General features: G+C 30.8%; 13 protein-coding genes. 6 read left to right on the plus strand and 7 right to left on the minus strand.

Going from position 1 to position 15,559, the window contains the following annotated elements:
- Positions 1 to 1,287: an Ig-like domain-containing protein gene (locus tag B4A23_RS14455; RefSeq protein ID WP_291120996.1), complete on the plus strand. Its 1,287-nt coding sequence runs from the start codon at positions 1 to 3 to the stop codon at positions 1,285 to 1,287.
- Between the two features lie 57 nt (positions 1,288 to 1,344).
- On the opposite strand, the gene B4A23_RS14460 is transcribed toward B4A23_RS14455, so the two are convergent.
- The 4 genes from B4A23_RS14460 to B4A23_RS14475 all read right to left on the minus strand — a co-directional run bounded on the left by B4A23_RS14460 (position 1,345) and on the right by B4A23_RS14475 (position 5,732).
- A complete protein-coding gene (locus tag B4A23_RS14460; RefSeq protein ID WP_286486311.1) occupies positions 1,345 to 2,907 on the minus strand; it encodes a M20/M25/M40 family metallo-hydrolase in 1,563 nt (520 codons plus the stop codon).
- A gap of 128 nt (positions 2,908 to 3,035) precedes the next feature.
- Positions 3,036 to 4,067, minus strand: coding sequence for a hypothetical protein (locus B4A23_RS14465; RefSeq protein ID WP_291120999.1), 1,032 nt, complete (start codon positions 4,065 to 4,067; stop codon positions 3,036 to 3,038).
- A gap of 242 nt (positions 4,068 to 4,309) precedes the next feature.
- A complete protein-coding gene (locus B4A23_RS14470; RefSeq protein ID WP_291121001.1) occupies positions 4,310 to 4,735 on the minus strand; it encodes an Hsp20/alpha crystallin family protein in 426 nt (141 codons plus the stop codon).
- 205 nt (positions 4,736 to 4,940) lie between these two features.
- Positions 4,941 to 5,732 carry a S1/P1 nuclease gene (locus B4A23_RS14475; protein WP_286486313.1) on the minus strand — a complete coding sequence of 264 codons (792 nt, stop codon included), beginning with the start codon at positions 5,730 to 5,732 and terminating at the stop codon, positions 4,941 to 4,943.
- 305 nt (positions 5,733 to 6,037) lie between these two features.
- Between B4A23_RS14475 and B4A23_RS14480 the strand changes: the two genes are divergently transcribed.
- The 5 genes from B4A23_RS14480 (at position 6,038) to B4A23_RS14500 (ending at position 10,321) form a co-directional block, all read left to right on the plus strand.
- Entirely contained in the window at positions 6,038 to 6,379 is a 342-nt protein-coding gene (locus B4A23_RS14480) for a PadR family transcriptional regulator (RefSeq protein WP_038332243.1), read from the plus strand.
- A complete protein-coding gene (locus B4A23_RS14485) occupies positions 6,372 to 8,171 on the plus strand; it encodes a PspC domain-containing protein (protein ID WP_291121004.1) in 1,800 nt (599 codons plus the stop codon). The genes B4A23_RS14480 and B4A23_RS14485 overlap by 8 nt, the downstream gene beginning before the upstream one ends.
- Positions 8,172 to 8,316: 145 nt before the next feature.
- Entirely contained in the window at positions 8,317 to 8,877 is a 561-nt protein-coding gene (locus B4A23_RS14490; RefSeq protein WP_286474307.1) for a 1-acyl-sn-glycerol-3-phosphate acyltransferase, read from the plus strand.
- Between the two features lie 3 nt (positions 8,878 to 8,880).
- Positions 8,881 to 9,303, plus strand: a complete 423-nt coding sequence (locus B4A23_RS14495; protein ID WP_286501883.1) for a PaaI family thioesterase — start codon at positions 8,881 to 8,883, stop codon at positions 9,301 to 9,303.
- Positions 9,296 to 10,321, plus strand: coding sequence for an isochorismate synthase (locus B4A23_RS14500; RefSeq protein WP_291121007.1), 1,026 nt, complete (start codon positions 9,296 to 9,298; stop codon positions 10,319 to 10,321). The genes B4A23_RS14495 and B4A23_RS14500 overlap by 8 nt, the downstream gene beginning before the upstream one ends.
- On the opposite strand, the gene B4A23_RS14505 is transcribed toward B4A23_RS14500, so the two are convergent.
- From B4A23_RS14505 to B4A23_RS14515, 3 genes are all read right to left on the minus strand, one after another.
- Positions 10,318 to 10,665 carry an MmcQ/YjbR family DNA-binding protein gene (locus tag B4A23_RS14505; protein ID WP_286479778.1) on the minus strand — a complete coding sequence of 116 codons (348 nt, stop codon included), beginning with the start codon at positions 10,663 to 10,665 and terminating at the stop codon, positions 10,318 to 10,320. The two genes, B4A23_RS14500 and B4A23_RS14505, sit on opposite strands and share 4 nt — an antisense overlap.
- Positions 10,666 to 10,750: 85 nt before the next feature.
- Positions 10,751 to 12,202: a SusD/RagB family nutrient-binding outer membrane lipoprotein gene (locus tag B4A23_RS14510; RefSeq protein ID WP_291121010.1), complete on the minus strand. Its 1,452-nt coding sequence runs from the start codon at positions 12,200 to 12,202 to the stop codon at positions 10,751 to 10,753.
- Between the two features lie 23 nt (positions 12,203 to 12,225).
- Positions 12,226 to 15,429 carry a SusC/RagA family TonB-linked outer membrane protein gene (locus B4A23_RS14515; RefSeq protein WP_291121012.1) on the minus strand — a complete coding sequence of 1,068 codons (3,204 nt, stop codon included), beginning with the start codon at positions 15,427 to 15,429 and terminating at the stop codon, positions 12,226 to 12,228.
- Between the last annotated feature and the right edge of the window lie 130 nt (positions 15,430 to 15,559).

The following is a 15,559-nucleotide window of genomic DNA, read 5'->3' on the forward strand; positions in this document are numbered from 1 at the left end:
ATGAATAAATTACTAAAAATAACTTTGTTGATTGTTTTATCGATAAAGATAAATGCTCAACAAATTATTACAACTGATATTGATAATTTTTGGAAAGCTTATGATAGCATCAATAAAATGAGTAATGAAAAAGCTTCAACGTTTAAAAAAATGTATTTAGATAATGGTACAATAGGATTGAAAGATTTTGCGAAAAACAAAGATTTTAATGAAACTAATTATGTAACAGCTTTTGAGAAATATCCTGAATTTTGGAAAAGTATTCGAAAAAATACACTTGTTTCAAGTGAACAAATTCAAAAAACGAAGAAAGCTCTAAAAGAATTTAGAAAACTTTATCCTAACCAATCGAAAGGAAATATTTATTATACAATTGGAGCTTTACGTTCTGGAGGAATGCCAAATGGAGCGGATTTAATTGTAGGTTTAGAGAAAGTCGTTGGAGATAAAACAACTAATACATCTGAGTTTGAGAATAAGACTTTACAGAATATGTTTCAGTTTTCTAATCCTTCGTTATTAGGTTTTGTAAGTGTACACGAGTTTATCCATACTTTTCAGAAAGGTAGTGAAGTAAATGTGCTTGCGAAAGCTATAAAAGAAGGTTCGGCAGATTTTATAGCAGAATTAGCTCTTAAAGAAAAGTATAATTCACATTATTTAGATTATGGTTTTAAGAATTATGATTTAGTAAGAAATCAATTCAAAAATCAACTATTTAGTCAAAATTTTCAAAATTGGTTTTATAATAGCGAAACAAACGAACATCCTGATTTGGGATATTTTGTAGGTTATGCAATTTCTAAGAATTATTATGCAAACTCGAAGAATAAAAAGCAAGCAATAAAAGACTTGATTGAACTGAATTATGAAGATGAAAAAGCTGTATTTGAAGTATTAAATCAATCAAAATATTATTCAGAAGTATTGAATATAGAAGAATTGAAATTAAACTATGAAAAGAATCAACCTCGTGTAGTAAAAATTATTGAGTTTGAAAATGGAGCGCAAAATGTTGATACAATATTAAAGCAAATACAAATTGTTTTCTCAAAGCCTTTGAATGATAAAGTTTCAATCAATTTTTCTAAAAATGGTAAGGATCATTTTCCATTAAATAAAATTGTTGGTTTAAATGCTGATAAGACAGTTTTATTATTAGAAACAGCAAATTTACAAGCAAATACTTTGTATGATTTTTATATCACTAATCGTTCGACTAGATCATTAGATGGTTATCCTTTTATAGAAGAAGAATATAAAATTGAGTTTAAAACAAAAGAATAAGTTTAGAATAAAATCAAAAAAGTCCACTGAAAAGTGGACTTTTTATTTGAAAATATCTTATTTTAAATAAGTGTCAGAATTTCTTGCAGGGCTTTTAACCTCTGGCCATTCTTGTTGTTTTCCATCTCTACCAGTAGGTAAAACACGACGCTCACGACTTACTAAATCTTTTTCTTGATCTGCCATCATTGTTAAAGTTGCACTCAAAATTGCATTTGTTTGTACTTCTTCAAAAACGATTTTATCATACGTATCTTTGTTTGTGTGCCAAGTATACGTACCGTAACCCCAATTTAACGAACTAAGTCCGAAAGCTGGCGCTCCTGCAGCGATAAAAGATGCATGATCCGATCCACCACCACTTGGCATTCCAGGGAAATCTGTCTTGATTTCTTTTGTAATAAAATTAGGAACAGCTTGTAACCAACGCGTCATGTATTCATATGATTTTTCGAAACCAGATCCATTGATATTTACTACACGCCCTGTTCCGTTATCTTGGTTAAATACAGCTTGAGTGTTTTTAATAATTTCTGGATGATCTTCCACAAAAGCACGAGAACCATTCAATCCTTGCTCTTCACTTCCCCATAAACAAATCAAAATTGTACGTTTGTTATTTGGGTATAATTTTTTAATTGTACGAATCGTTTCCATCATCGTAATAGTTCCAGTTCCGTTATCTGTAGCACCTTGCGCACCATCCCAAGAATCGAAGTGAGCAGAAAGAATAATGTACTCGTTTGGTTTTTCTTTTCCTTTAATTTCTCCAATAATATTGAATGTTTTCGCAACTCCATTGTGTTTAGATTGAGCATTAACAGTCAATTTTGGAGCAGTTCCATTTTCGGCTAAACGATATAACATTCCGTAATCTTCATTAGAAATATCCAACATTGGGATAGTTTTCGTTTTTGCACCAAAAATTCTATTTGCACCCATAATTCCTGTCCAATAAGAAATTGCAACTGCTGCAGCTCCATTTTTCTCAAAAACTTCTGGTAGTGTATTGTTGTTGTAACCTGTCACTTTGATAGAATTTGCCCAAGCTTCAGCTTCAGCTTTTCTTGTTTCAGTAACTTTTTTATACAAATCCTCTAAACCAAAATCTTTGTATTGATAATCAGAACGTCCATATGATTGGTTTTGTGACATCAAAACAACTTTTCCTTTTACAGAAGGTAACCACGCATCAAACTCAGCTTTTGTTTTGAAAACTGGCATTGCAATAGCATCTGCATTCACAGCTTTTTTAGTTGCTGGTGACCATGCTAATTGCGTAGCTTCGATAGATTTTGCTCTTGGATACGTCATATCAACATGCGTTATTCCACGCTCCCATGCTTTCCATGTCCCATAATCTTCACGGCGTGCATCAATTCCCCAAGATTTCAACGTTTTAATTGCCCATTCTCCTGCTTGGTCCATTTGTGGAGTTCCTACTAAACGAGGTCCGATTCCGTCTAATAATTCGTGCGAAATTTTCTTCAACTGCGAATTATTTTGAATTTCGGTTACAAAACTTTGTACAGTTGGATCTAATTTCTCTTGTGCTTGCGCATGCACTGCAATAGACGATAATACGATTGTAGAGTAGGTTAATGTGTTAATCAATTTCATAATTAAAGTAATTTCGTGTGATAAATTTTACAAATTAGGTCTAAAATAGAATATTTTGTGAAATAAAAAAAGACATCTGTAGATGTCTTTCATGTATTTATGTTTTTTTGAAAATATAATATTGTTTTTTAATTATCTTTCATCTTAATGAATCGATTATTTTGCAGTACAAATATTTTATCAGGGTTATACGCATGACTCTTTTTTGACTCTTCATTTAATGGAAAAACCGTAATTGCTAAAACAGGAAAATCATTGAAACTAAATATTTGTAAATTAATATTTTTATACAAATATTCGTCCTGAGAGAAATTTGCATCAAGTAAATTGTAATAATTAATTAATTCGACATCGCTCATAATACTTTCGGTTAAATTTTCTGGATGATAACCAATAAATAGTAAACCTCCCTGACCATGCAGCATTGCATAAATATTTTTTTCAATTTCTTTCGGACAATTTTTTTCTAAAAACTGAACATAATCAAAATCTTGATAATGAAAAAGATGATCGTAAAGACAATCTAGAATAAATTCGCGGTTCGAAATATTATTTATAAAAAATTGTCTTGTTGGGTTATTCCACAAAAAAGGTGTGTCTAAAATTTCAAAATGATCAGCATTAATATCAAAATTTGAGAATAGATTTTTATTTAATTTTATTGCATTTATTTGTTCTTCAAAACCTAAGTTTTTCAGTAATTTATATTCATTTATTAAACTGTTGAGTTGTTCAGAATAATTAATTTGTTCATAATTTTTTAAAGAATAAATCTCATATTCGTTATCTTTTTTTAAAGTATCGAAATCTTCATTTAAAACAAAAGACAAACTAATTCCGTAAGGAAAAATAGTTTCATTTGGAGTGATAAAAATAGCTTCTTGATTAATTAGTTTTAAACGTTTGTAATTATTTCCGTTAGGAAAATTGATTTCAGTATTTATTCGATCAATTGCTTTTGGTTGAATGAAGTTACTTTCAATTTGTAGTAAACCTTCATTTGAAATAATCTCGATGTAATTTTCAAGAAAACTAAAAGCATCCAACCTGTTTTTTAATCCATTATCCGAATTAAATTCAGTTGTTTGAAATTCTTTTGAGCTTGTGCAAAAACGTGTTTTTACAACATAAGTTATTGTAGATAAAATGTTTTTGTGCATAGTTAAGTTTTAGTCTTTTGTAAATGTAAAAGATTAGTTTTTAATAATTTTCACTAAAAAGCACTTTTTTCTAAAAATTATTAAGTGTTTTTGTTAAGAACTTTTTCATTCCGTTTTCGATAAAATAGTTACTTTTTTGAACATTGTTTTTGAGGAAATGATAAAATTATAAATTTGATTTAAACAAAAATCCTCAACTCCGAAGAATTGAGGATTTAATAACCAACTAAAATTAACTATATCTATGAAATTTGTATGCTACGTTTTTCTTTTGGTAAAGCTTCTTTTTTTTTAGGTAAAACTAATTGTAAAATTCCGTTTACATAAGAAGCTTCTATTTTGTCTTCGTTTATGGTTTCTGGCAATGTAAATGCTCTTTTGAAACTTGAAAAATTAAATTCTCTTCTCGAAAATTTTTCATCTTTTACTTCTTCATTTTGTTTAAATTCTGATGAAATTTTCAAAATATTTTCATCAATTTCAATTGAGAAGTCTTCTTTGTTTAAACCTGGTGCAGCTAATAAAATCTCGAAACTATCTTCGTTTTCTTTTATATTTACTGCAGGAAATTGATTTTGAGAATTTACAAAAGTTTCAAATTTTGGACGCATTGCATTTTCAAATCCAAAAGGAAAATAATTTGCTCTGTTTTTTCTAACTGTATTCATGTCTTGTATGTTTAAATTTTTGATTTCATTGTTCATGTTTATTTCTTTTCAAATTACATGCAAAATGATTTTTCAAGACAAAATGACTTGTTTTGTAAAATTAATTATGTCAAAAAGTCCGAATGTTAAATTTAAAGCATAAAAAATCCTGAAAAATTGACTTTTCAGGATTTGAATTTATTTTAGAATGATCTAAAAATCTATTTTATTTGAAAACATCGTCTAAAACTTTTGCTAAACGAATTCCTCCTTTTAACAATTGATCTTCGATGATAAATTTATTATCAAAATGGTAACGGTAACCTAATTTATCGTCCATTTTTACTCCTGCATAAATATTGTTTGCAAGAATGTACGAACCATAAATCCAATCAGCATAAGTACCTTCTTTCATTGCTTTTTGACGTTCTTTTGACGCAATATCCAATAAATTAGAATATTCTGTGTAAGAATAGTTTTCGTAATCTACCAATTTAGAATCCCAAACGGTGTGGATATTTACTTTGTCGCGGAACCATTCAACTTTGATACGATTTCCTCCCAAATCATCTGGGCGACCAACGTGAAGTGGTTGATGTGCATCACCAAGAATGTGAATCAAGAAATATAAATCGTGTTGTTTTTGCTCGATTGTAAGGTTTTTATTGTTTTTTAATTCATTCATTAAAAACAAACCTTTTTTGTACATGTTTTCATCTGAAGTTTGCTCTAAAGCAACGTCAAATTGTTGACGATTTAAATCTCCAGGAATGTTAACATAGTGATAAGAATCTGCATGTTTCCAAGAATCATCAGACTTGATAAAATCTGGCCAGTTTGCCCAATAAGCTAACTTTTGTGGACCAATAATTTTTGTAATTTCTTTACGAGTTTTCTTGCTAATGTGTTGTTCTGCAATTTGAGAAACCACTCGGTGACCTGTTAATCCCCAAGCTAAAGCACTTTCTGAAGCTAAAAATGCACCTAAAAGCATTGCACTTCCTATAATTTTTTTCATTGTGTGAGCTCGATTTTTGACAAAGGTAATAAAACTAATTCAAGTAGAATGAGTGATTTTTGAAGGTGATTTTGAATAATAATTAATAATTTTCAAAAGAAAATAAGGCTCATTTTCATCAAAAAAATATCGATTTTAAAATATTCTTAAAAAACTTTAAAAAAATATTAATTCAACAAACCTTGATAAACAGACCGATTGTTGTTCTTTTTATTTATAATACTAAAAATAATTCAGTACTTTGTTTTGCATAATACTAAAACTTTTATATATATTTGTATAACAAAATAAAACAAGCCGTTCTTATGAATATAGAGAAAACAAAAGTTCAGATGCGAAAAGGTGTACTGGAATATTGTATTCTCAGCATTATCAAAAAAGGAGATGCGTATGCATCTGATATCATAGACGAATTGAAAAAAGCAGAGATGATTGTTGTTGAAGGAACATTATATCCGCTTTTAACAAGACTTAAAAATGATGACCTTTTACAGTATCGCTGGGAAGAATCAACGTCAGGACCACCTCGCAAATATTATGCACTTACAGAGTTAGGTGAAAATTTTTTAAAAGAATTAGCTGAAACTTGGGAACAGTTAATTGAAGCCGTGAATAAAGTAACCACAGAAACGCACAAAAATGGATAAAACAGTATCAATAAGTATAGGAGGATTTTCTTTCGTGTTAGACGAAATCGCCTATAATAAATTAAAGACCTATTTACAAGATGTAAAAACTTCTTTGAGAGGTACGGAAGGTGTAGAAGATATTATTGAAGATGTAGAAATCCGTATTTCTGAATTATTTCGTGAACGATTAAAATTTAGAGAAGTCGTAAATGAAGATGATATCAATTTTGTAATTGCAACAATGGGACATCCAGATCAATACAAAGTTGAAGAAGATGAAGAGAACGAAAAAACGTCTACAAATTCATCATACAATTATTCGTCAAATAATCAATCGTATGGAGGACAACAAACAAGTGCGAAACGTTTGTACCGCGATCCAGATGATACAATTGTAACAGGATTATCTGCTGGTTTGGCTCATTATATGGGCGTTGATCCTTGGTTTGTACGTTCTATTTGGTTAGTTCTAGGAGTTTTAGGAATTTTTACAGCAGGTGTATCGTTTTTCTTAGTAGTGTTCTGTTATTTTATCTTGTTAATTTTTGTTCCAAAAGCAAAAACAACATCAGAAAAGTTACAGATGTACGGACAACCAGCAAACATTGATACATTAAAAAAAAACGTAGAACAAGCCAGTGAAGCTGTTGTAAGTGGAAGTAAAGAATTGAGTAATAAATTAGGAGGAGCCTTTGGTGTTTTTGGTCGAATTCTACTTTGGTTCATCGGGTTTATCATTCTAAGTTCAGGAATTGGATTAATCATTGGAGGATTCTTTTTCTTCTTTACAACTTGGACAGAAATGCCAACAGAATTATTCGGTTACCTTGTTGAAGAGGAATGGATGAGTATGACAGCCAAAATATTTGGAGGAATATTAATGGTAATTCCAGGTGTTTTATTGACAATTTTAGGTGTAAAATGTTTCTGGAATAAAGTTAAAGTAAGTAAAGCTGTCATTTTTGGATCAATCGCTCTTTGGTTTGTTGCATTATTTGCAATCATTGGAATTTCGGTAAGTACAGCAAGTAAATTTAGAAACTCAGTTGAAATGACTCAAGAAAAAAGTTATGTTATTCCTTCTGATACGTTACAAGTTTATTTTAGAGAAAATAATGAAGGCAATTTAAAGTTCAAAACTTTTAACGATTTAGATCAATTAATTGATGCTGATGGAAACTTAATTATTCCAATTGATGATATTTTTGAGATTGAAGAAAGTACAGACGATAAACTTCATGTTCAAGTAACTTATTCTTCTAAAGGAGGAAGCAAAGAAGAAGCAAAACGTAATTTAGAAGCAATTAGATATAATTACGAATTAAATGGAAATAAACTTTATTTAGATGAGTTTATTAAAATTCCTAAAGATGGTAAATTTAGAAATCAAACGGTTGATATCAAATTGTATGTTCCTAAGAACAAATTAATTCACACGAACAACACTGATCGAATGACAATTATTAATAATGATAATGATCGAGATTATTTATATGATTTGAAGAATAAATTTATTGGATATAATGGAAAAAAATTCGTATGTTTGAATTGTCAAAAAGATTCAGATTCTGAGGACGATATCAATCTTGATTCAGAGGATCTAAACATAAATGTAAACGACGGAAACGATTCGGCTAAAGTCATAATCGATAAGAATGGATTAAGAGTTGAAAGTAATGGTAAATCTGCAGGAGTAGGTTACATTGATAACTCGAAATCTAAAAAAGATAAATCAAACCAAGAAATACACTATAAAGATGATACAGATTCTATTAACATTAACTACAGAAATCATTCAAATAATCGTTGATTTCTTTGCGTAGACTTAAGAAGTATTTTAATTAATAATATTAAAAAGAGACATTTCATTTCGGAATGTCTCTTTTTATTTTGACTACATTGTCTAATATCCGTTTCGAGTTTTGTATGTTTGCAAATGCATAAAGCATCATTTTATGAAAAAATTTTTAGGTAAACTTTTGTACTCATTAGGAGGTTGGAAATTAGATAATCATCTCGATTTATCGAAAGTAGATAAATGCGTTTTGGTTTGCGCTCCACACACTTCTAATTGGGATTTTTACTACACTATTTTGGCTTTTTGGCAAATGGGAATTCCAATGAAAATGTTTATCAAAGATGCTTGGACAAAACCTTGGTATGGATATTTTATCAAGAAAATGGGCGGAATCGGAATTGATCGTTCTCAACGACATAATATGGTTGATTTTGCTTCAGATATTTTGAAAAAATCAGATAAATTATATTTAATCAATACGCCAGAAGGGACACGTTCTCGTGCAGAAAAATGGAAAAATGGATTTTTCTATATCGCTCAAAAAGCAGATGTTCCGATTGTTTTGGCTTATTGTGATTTCAAGAAAAAACGAGCTGGAATTTCAAAAATTGTGGATACAGAAAACAGAACTTTAGAAGATGTGATGGATGAAATTCAAGATTTTTACAAAGATGTTACGGCAAAACATCCAGCACTTTATAACCCAAAAATACATTAAATCATGAACGAACAAGATATTTTACAGCAATTCAACGAAATGTCGAAAAATACATTACTTGAAACTTTAGATATAGAATTTACGGCAGTTGGAGAAGATTTTTTATCAGGAAAAATGCCTGTAACGCCTAAAGTTCATCAGCCTTTTGGTTTGTTGCACGGCGGCGCTTCTATCGTTTTAGCAGAAACGTTGGGAAGTACTTTGTCTAATGTTATTCTAAATTCTGATGATTTTGTGGCTGTTGGTCAACATGTTGACGCAAATCATCTTCGTCCAAAAAAGGAAGGAACAATTTTTGGGCATGCAACAGTTGTAAAACAAGGCCGTACTTCGCATTTGATTAAGATTGAAATCAAAGATGAAAACGATAAATTAATCTGTTATACACATTTAACAAACGCCATTATTTCTAAAAAACATGTTTAAAAAATTTCAAGATAAACTTGAAAGATTAATTCAGAATCAAAAACCATTTCTTCTTTTTAGAAAACCAAATTCTACACAAGTGGAGTTGTGGGAAAATAAAGATTCTGAATCGGATAATAAGTTTATTTGTAATAGTTTCGATAATACAAAGTTGGTTGAATTTAATGATGATGAGGTTATAGAAATTTCGATTGATGAATTACCAAATTTCGAACTTTCTCTACCAGAATCTGATCAAAATGAAGCGATTTCGTATGAAAATTATATTGATTTAATTCAAAAAACAGTTCAAGAATTACAAAGTGATTCACCAACTAAAAAAATTGTAATTAGTCGAATTAATTCACTTCCAGAAACGAATATTAATTTAGTTGAAACTTTCAAAAATTTGCATCAACATTATCCAAATGCCTATGTCTATTTGCGATTTGATGCAGAAGAAGGTTGTTGGATTGGAGCTTCGCCAGAGCTTTTACTGAAAGAAAATAATCAATTTATACAAACTGTTTCTTTGGCTGGAACAAAAGCAAAAGAAGATGAATGGACGGAGAAAGAATATCACGAACAACAAGTGGTAACCGATTATATTTCGTCAACTTTAGAACCTTATACTTCTTACATCGATGTTGATGGTCCATTTTCTGTAAATGCTGGCTTTTTTGAACATTTGAAATCATTTATTTCAGCTCAATTAAAAGACAAATCGCAGCTATATGATTTGTTGAAAGCCTTGCATCCAACGCCTGCTGTAGGAGGAATGCCAAAAGATCTTTCAAAAGATTTTATCTTAAAAAATGAAGGATATGATCGTACTTTTTATGCTGGTTTTATGGGCTTTCAAAATAAAACAGAATCAGAATATTTCGTTAATCTTCGATGTGCGAAAATCTTTTCTAATAAAGTCAATTTATATGTTGGAGGAGGTATAATGCCTGATTCTATTCCTGAAAATGAATGGCGAGAAACAGAACTGAAATCAAAAACAATAGGAGAGTTGTTGGTAAAAACTGAGAATTAAATCAACTCAGGACGTTTGGATTTTGGTAAAGTTAAGATGACTAAATTGTAAGAATCTTTTATCCATTCTTTGATTTGAACGTCTTTTACATCTTGATGAATTTTAACGGTATTCCAATGCTTTTTGTTCATGTGATAACCAGGAATTACAGCTTCGAAAGTTGCACGTAATTCGATTGCGTTATCTGGATCACATTTGATATTTACAGAATCAAAATCGTCAATATCGCAAAGGCAAAACATTTTTCCAGCGATATAAAAAACCAAAGTAGTTTGATCAAAAGGAAATTTTTCTTCGACCAATGGAAGTCCTAAACAAAACTCTCTTAATTCTTCGATATGCATAAAGATATTTTTAGTGAAGATACAAATAAAACGAAAACGACCTTAATTACAAGGTCGTTTTCTATTAAATGTGGAATGTATGCAATTAATTTACATCCCACCAAACACGCGTGTTGATGTTATCTGGTCCCATTTGTTGAAGTGCATTTTGATAGCCTTCTGGATTATAATTTCTAACACTTGTTGGATAAAGCATACGACGAGGCATTTTTTTATCATTCAACATGGTAGAAGTTGTCGGTAATTTTGGAAAACCAGTTCTTTTATATTCAAACCATTGTTGGTAATCTGTAAAGAATAAAGCAAAATATTTTTGATCGATGATACGTTCTAACGTGTTGTTGTATTTAATTTTTTCTTGCTCCATAAATTCAGCAGTTGGCTCGATATTTGTCCATAATTGTACAGCAGCTTTTACAGCTTTATCATAATGAGTTTTTGCATCACCACCTAAACCTTTTTGAGCCATTTCAGCTTTTATAAACTCAACCTCTGCATAAGTCATTAATGGAATTTTCATCGGAGTGACAACAATTGCATTGTTAGGAGATGACGGATTGAATTTGTAATCAGAACTATTTCCTTCGTAAGCTGCAGGAACTCCTTTGTAACCTAATGAAGAACCATCCAAATTAGAAGCTTTATTGACTAAAATTGGTAAACGAGGATCATTCGTTTCATTCATTTTATCAATAAAAAAAGTTGTGAATGTTCGGCTATCTCTATAATCTTGTGCTCTTGGCCAAGGAGATAAACTTGGTGCTAAACCAGAAATTTGTAAAATAGCAGATTCTGATTCACTTTCGAAAATTGGATAAGTTGTGGGATTATCAATTATTTTTTTAAGTTCTGTTAAGGCAGATGCATCACGATTCGAAATTCTTAATAATAATCTCATTTTAAGAGAATTTGTGAATTTTTTCCAACGTGTTATATTGATGTTTTTTTCACTACTTGGGAATAAAATATCTGTACCATATTTCAGACCTAAATTAGTTACATATAATTGATTTGCTTTTTCTAAATCATTTAATAATTGCTTATAAATATCTTGTTGCGTATCAAATTTTGGTTTTGTAATTCCTTCTTCTGCTTTGGCTGCTTGAGAAAAAGGAACATCGCCAAACATATCAGTCAAATTTGAAATAACTAAAGAACGAAGTGTTAATGCAATTGCTTGATAATTGACATCTCCAGCTTTTTGCGAAACTTTTAGCATTTCCTCCAAATTAACAAGATTTGTGTAGGCATTATTCCAAGTAGAATTTCCTGTTCCAGTTGTTACATCATAACGATGAAGTCCCATTGCATTGCTTGGATAAGGAATATGAACTTGCATCAATTGAGCTGTAATATCATAGTTTTTTAAAACATTATTTTCAGCCAAATCATAAAGAACTGGATTTAAAACAGAGCCTGAATTAATTTCTGTGATTAAGTTTGGATCTTCATTCGCTTTCTCAAAATCGTTTGTACAAGAAAAAACAGTTGAAATTATAGTGAAGGCAAAAAATAGTTGAATTGAAATCTTTTTCATTTTAATAAATTGAATGTTGTAAATTATAATGAAGCTTTTAAGGTTACTCCATACGTTGCTGTTGACGGCATTTGTCCCATTTCAACTCCAGGTACATAAGTGTTTCCATTTAATGATGCTGTTTCTGGATCGTATAAAGGAAAATCACTAATCGTGAATAAATCGCGTCCGTAAACTGTTAATGACAATGCTTGTAAACCTGTCTTTGATAATAATCTTTTAGGAAAATCAAATGTTAAACTCACATCTCTTAATTTTAAATATGAAGCTTCGAATGAGTTAGATTCTACATTAGCACGACGATTATATTCAGCATAATAAGTTGCCACATCAGCTTTTGTTGTGTTTGGAGAATAAGTTCCGTCAGCATTCAACACAACACCATTTCCAATGATATAACCATCTTCTCGGCCAGGTAAAGAATCTGCCAATTTTCCTTGCTCCATCATTTTGTGATAAGTTTGTGAATAGACAATTCCACCATATTGTCCATCTAATGTAAAACTGAAACGCAATGTTTTGAATTTGATTTCATTTGTGAAACCTGCTCTCCATTTAGGTGTTGCGTCTCCAACATATTCTATTAATCCATTTTTAAGTGGAACACCTGTTTTTGCATCATAAATGATTTGTCCCGCATCGTTTCTTACAAATTTTTCACCATATAGAGCTGTAGAAGAACCGCCAACTTTAGCAATTTGATAAACTGTTCCAGATTGGCCAAGAATCATTTGATCACCTTCTATTCCTTCGACTAAAGATTTTACTTTGTTTTCATTTTTAGACCAAGTTCCTATCATTTTCCATTCAAAATCTTTATTTTTAATTGGAGAATACGTAGCTGCTATTTCAATTCCACGGTTTTCAATTTCTCCTCCATTTACCACTCTTCTTGAATAGCCAGTTGTGATATCATTTGGTAATTCGAAGATTTGATTTTTTGTACTTTGTTGATAAACTGTAAAATCTAAGCTTAATCTTTTCTTGAATAATAAAGCCTCGAAACCAGTTTCCCATGATGTTGTAGATTCAGGTTTAATATCAGGATTAAATAATCTTCCAGGTACTACTGCAGATGCTGTAAAATCGCTTTGATCGTAATATCTATTTGTCCAACCTGTTGTACCTCCGTTACCAACTTTTGCAAATGATAAACGGTATTTTAAGTAATTAATAGGTCCTTTTATTTTGAATAAATCTGACAGAATAAAACTTGAAGAGACTGAAGGATAAAAGAATGAGCTATATTTTACTGCAACAGAAGAATTCCAGTCGTTACGACCTGTAAAATCAACGAAAATCATGTCTTTCCAACCAAATGAAGCCATTCCATATAATGAATTTTCTTTTAAATTAGAATCATACGTTCTTGCAAAAGGAGAAGTTAATCCATTAGAAAGTTTATAAACTCCAGGCGACGCTAAACCATTTACCCAAGCCGTTAAATTTCTGTATTCATAATTTTTTCTATTACCTCCAACATTTGCATTGAAACCAAAATCTCCCCATTTATCTGTATAAGTCAATAAGAAATCGATATTTGTTTCAGTTTTAGATATGTCTTGTCTTTTGTAATATCCATTCGGCGTACGATTCATATCAAATGGACGTTTTTGTTCGCGCAATTGGGTATAGGTATTAATTGCAGGACGTAACATTAAGCTTAATTTATTGCTTAATTTAAAATCTGCTCTAATATTTCCAACAATTTGATTACTACTCATTGGATTAACAGCTTCGTAAGCAATAGCATAAGGATTGTCCATGTATGAACTAAATGGGCGAATCATTTTTACTCCATCGAAATCCTTTTTCCAAATTGGTTTGTACCAATTTAAATCTACGTTAGGATTTTGGAAGATCATAAAATAAGCAATAGATCCGTTATTGTAACCAGTTCCTGGTAAATTATCACTTGTTTTGCGAGTATAGTTTAAGGCAGTCGAAACTTTGATGCGATCACTCACTTGATAGTTTCCATTAATAGCTGCTGTATAATTTTCGTAGCCTGTATTTGGCATAATCCAGCTATTTTTCTGATGTCCAATAGAAGCTCTCACACTTCCTTTGTCATTTCCACCAGAAAGTGTAACGGCATTACTGAAAGTGAAACCAGTTTGCCAAAATCCTTTTCTATTATCTTTATAGGCACGCCATAAAGTTCTTTCAGCCCCTTGTTTTTCTAAAGTTGGATCATATTGAAAAAATGATTGTCCGTCAAATTTTGGTCCGAATGCAGATGAAGTACTTCCTGTATTTGGTCCATCTGCTGAAGTTTGATATGAGTAATAAGGATTGCCATTTTTATCGAAACTTTTTCCAGTTCCTTGACCATATTCATATTGAAAATCTGGCCAATTGTTAATAACGTCAATAGCTACAGTTGATTTATATTCTAAACCTAATTGTTTACCTTTTTTACCTGATTTTGTTGTTATAATTAAAGCTCCATTTGCAGCTTTATTTCCATAAAGTGCCGCTGCCGAAGGACCTTTTAAAACGGTTACACTTTCGATGTCAGCTTGATTGATATCAGAAATACCATTACCAAAATCGATAGGCGAATCATCGCCCATGTAAGCAGTATTGTTTCCAGAAGAAGTCATTTCTGTGCTCATTGGAACACCATCGATGACAATTAAAGCGTAATTTTTTGATTGGTCGATTGAATTTGCTCCGCGCAAAATAATTTGTTGAGAATTGATTGGTCCATTTCCTCCAGAAATAATATTAAGACCAGCTACTTTTCCTTTCAATCCCGAAGACCAGTTATTCGCTTCTGCTGTTGCAAGTTCTTCCGAACCTATATTTTGTTGAGCAAATCCTAATTTTTTCTGCTCTCGCTTTATCCCCAAAGCAGTTACAATTACCTCATTCAGTTGGTTAGATTCTTCTTGTAAAGTAATTTTTACTTGAGAAATATCTTTCGGTGTGTATTCAATAAATTTGTGTTGAGATGAATTTACCAATAATGTAGGATGAGCAACATTTACTGAAACAAATTCGAAAAAACCATCTCCGTCTGTAAATGTTTTAAAAGAAGTTCCCTTGATGATGATTTCTACATCTGCAACTCCTAATCCGTTTTGATCTACGATTTGACCTTTGATTGGATTTTGATCTTGAGAAATCGATTGATGGTAATCTGTTTCGGTATAAGTTTTAGCATTGGTGTGTAAACTTAAAAATCCACCTAGTAGAAGTAGTGGTAATTTTAATTGCTTCATGACTGTAAAAATGAAATGTTTATGTGTTAAAAATTTTAACAAAACTAGAACTTTTGTTTATGAAGTTGTTTAAATCAGGGTTAAGAGATTTTAAAGTAAACATTACTAAAATAGAGGTCTTGATGTTATT

The organism is Empedobacter sp. UBA7248 (genome assembly GCF_002472945.1).
GTDB lineage: Bacteria > Bacteroidota > Bacteroidia > Flavobacteriales > Weeksellaceae > Empedobacter > Empedobacter falsenii_C.

Bases quoted from the DNA above. Each gene is read 5' to 3' on its own strand.
- B4A23_RS14480 (WP_038332243.1), top strand. From the start codon at position 6,038: ATGAATATAGAGAAAACAAAAGTTCAGATGCGAAAAGGTGTACTGGAA.
- B4A23_RS14500 (WP_291121007.1), top strand. From the start codon at position 9,296: ATGTTTAAAAAATTTCAAGATAAACTTGAAAGATTAATTCAGAATCAA.
- B4A23_RS14495 (WP_286501883.1), top strand. From the start codon at position 8,881: ATGAACGAACAAGATATTTTACAGCAATTCAACGAAATGTCGAAAAAT.
- B4A23_RS14465 (WP_291120999.1), bottom strand. From the start codon at position 4,067: ATGCACAAAAACATTTTATCTACAATAACTTATGTTGTAAAAACACGT.
- B4A23_RS14515 (WP_291121012.1), bottom strand. From the start codon at position 15,429: ATGAAGCAATTAAAATTACCACTACTTCTACTAGGTGGATTTTTAAGT.
- B4A23_RS14455 (WP_291120996.1), top strand. From the start codon at position 1: ATGAATAAATTACTAAAAATAACTTTGTTGATTGTTTTATCGATAAAG.
- B4A23_RS14490 (WP_286474307.1), top strand. From the start codon at position 8,317: ATGAAAAAATTTTTAGGTAAACTTTTGTACTCATTAGGAGGTTGGAAA.
- B4A23_RS14485 (WP_291121004.1), top strand. From the start codon at position 6,372: ATGGATAAAACAGTATCAATAAGTATAGGAGGATTTTCTTTCGTGTTA.
- B4A23_RS14470 (WP_291121001.1), bottom strand. From the start codon at position 4,735: ATGAATACAGTTAGAAAAAACAGAGCAAATTATTTTCCTTTTGGATTT.
- B4A23_RS14505 (WP_286479778.1), bottom strand. From the start codon at position 10,665: ATGCATATCGAAGAATTAAGAGAGTTTTGTTTAGGACTTCCATTGGTC.
- B4A23_RS14460 (WP_286486311.1), bottom strand. From the start codon at position 2,907: ATGAAATTGATTAACACATTAACCTACTCTACAATCGTATTATCGTCT.
- B4A23_RS14510 (WP_291121010.1), bottom strand. From the start codon at position 12,202: ATGAAAAAGATTTCAATTCAACTATTTTTTGCCTTCACTATAATTTCA.
- B4A23_RS14475 (WP_286486313.1), bottom strand. From the start codon at position 5,732: ATGAAAAAAATTATAGGAAGTGCAATGCTTTTAGGTGCATTTTTAGCT.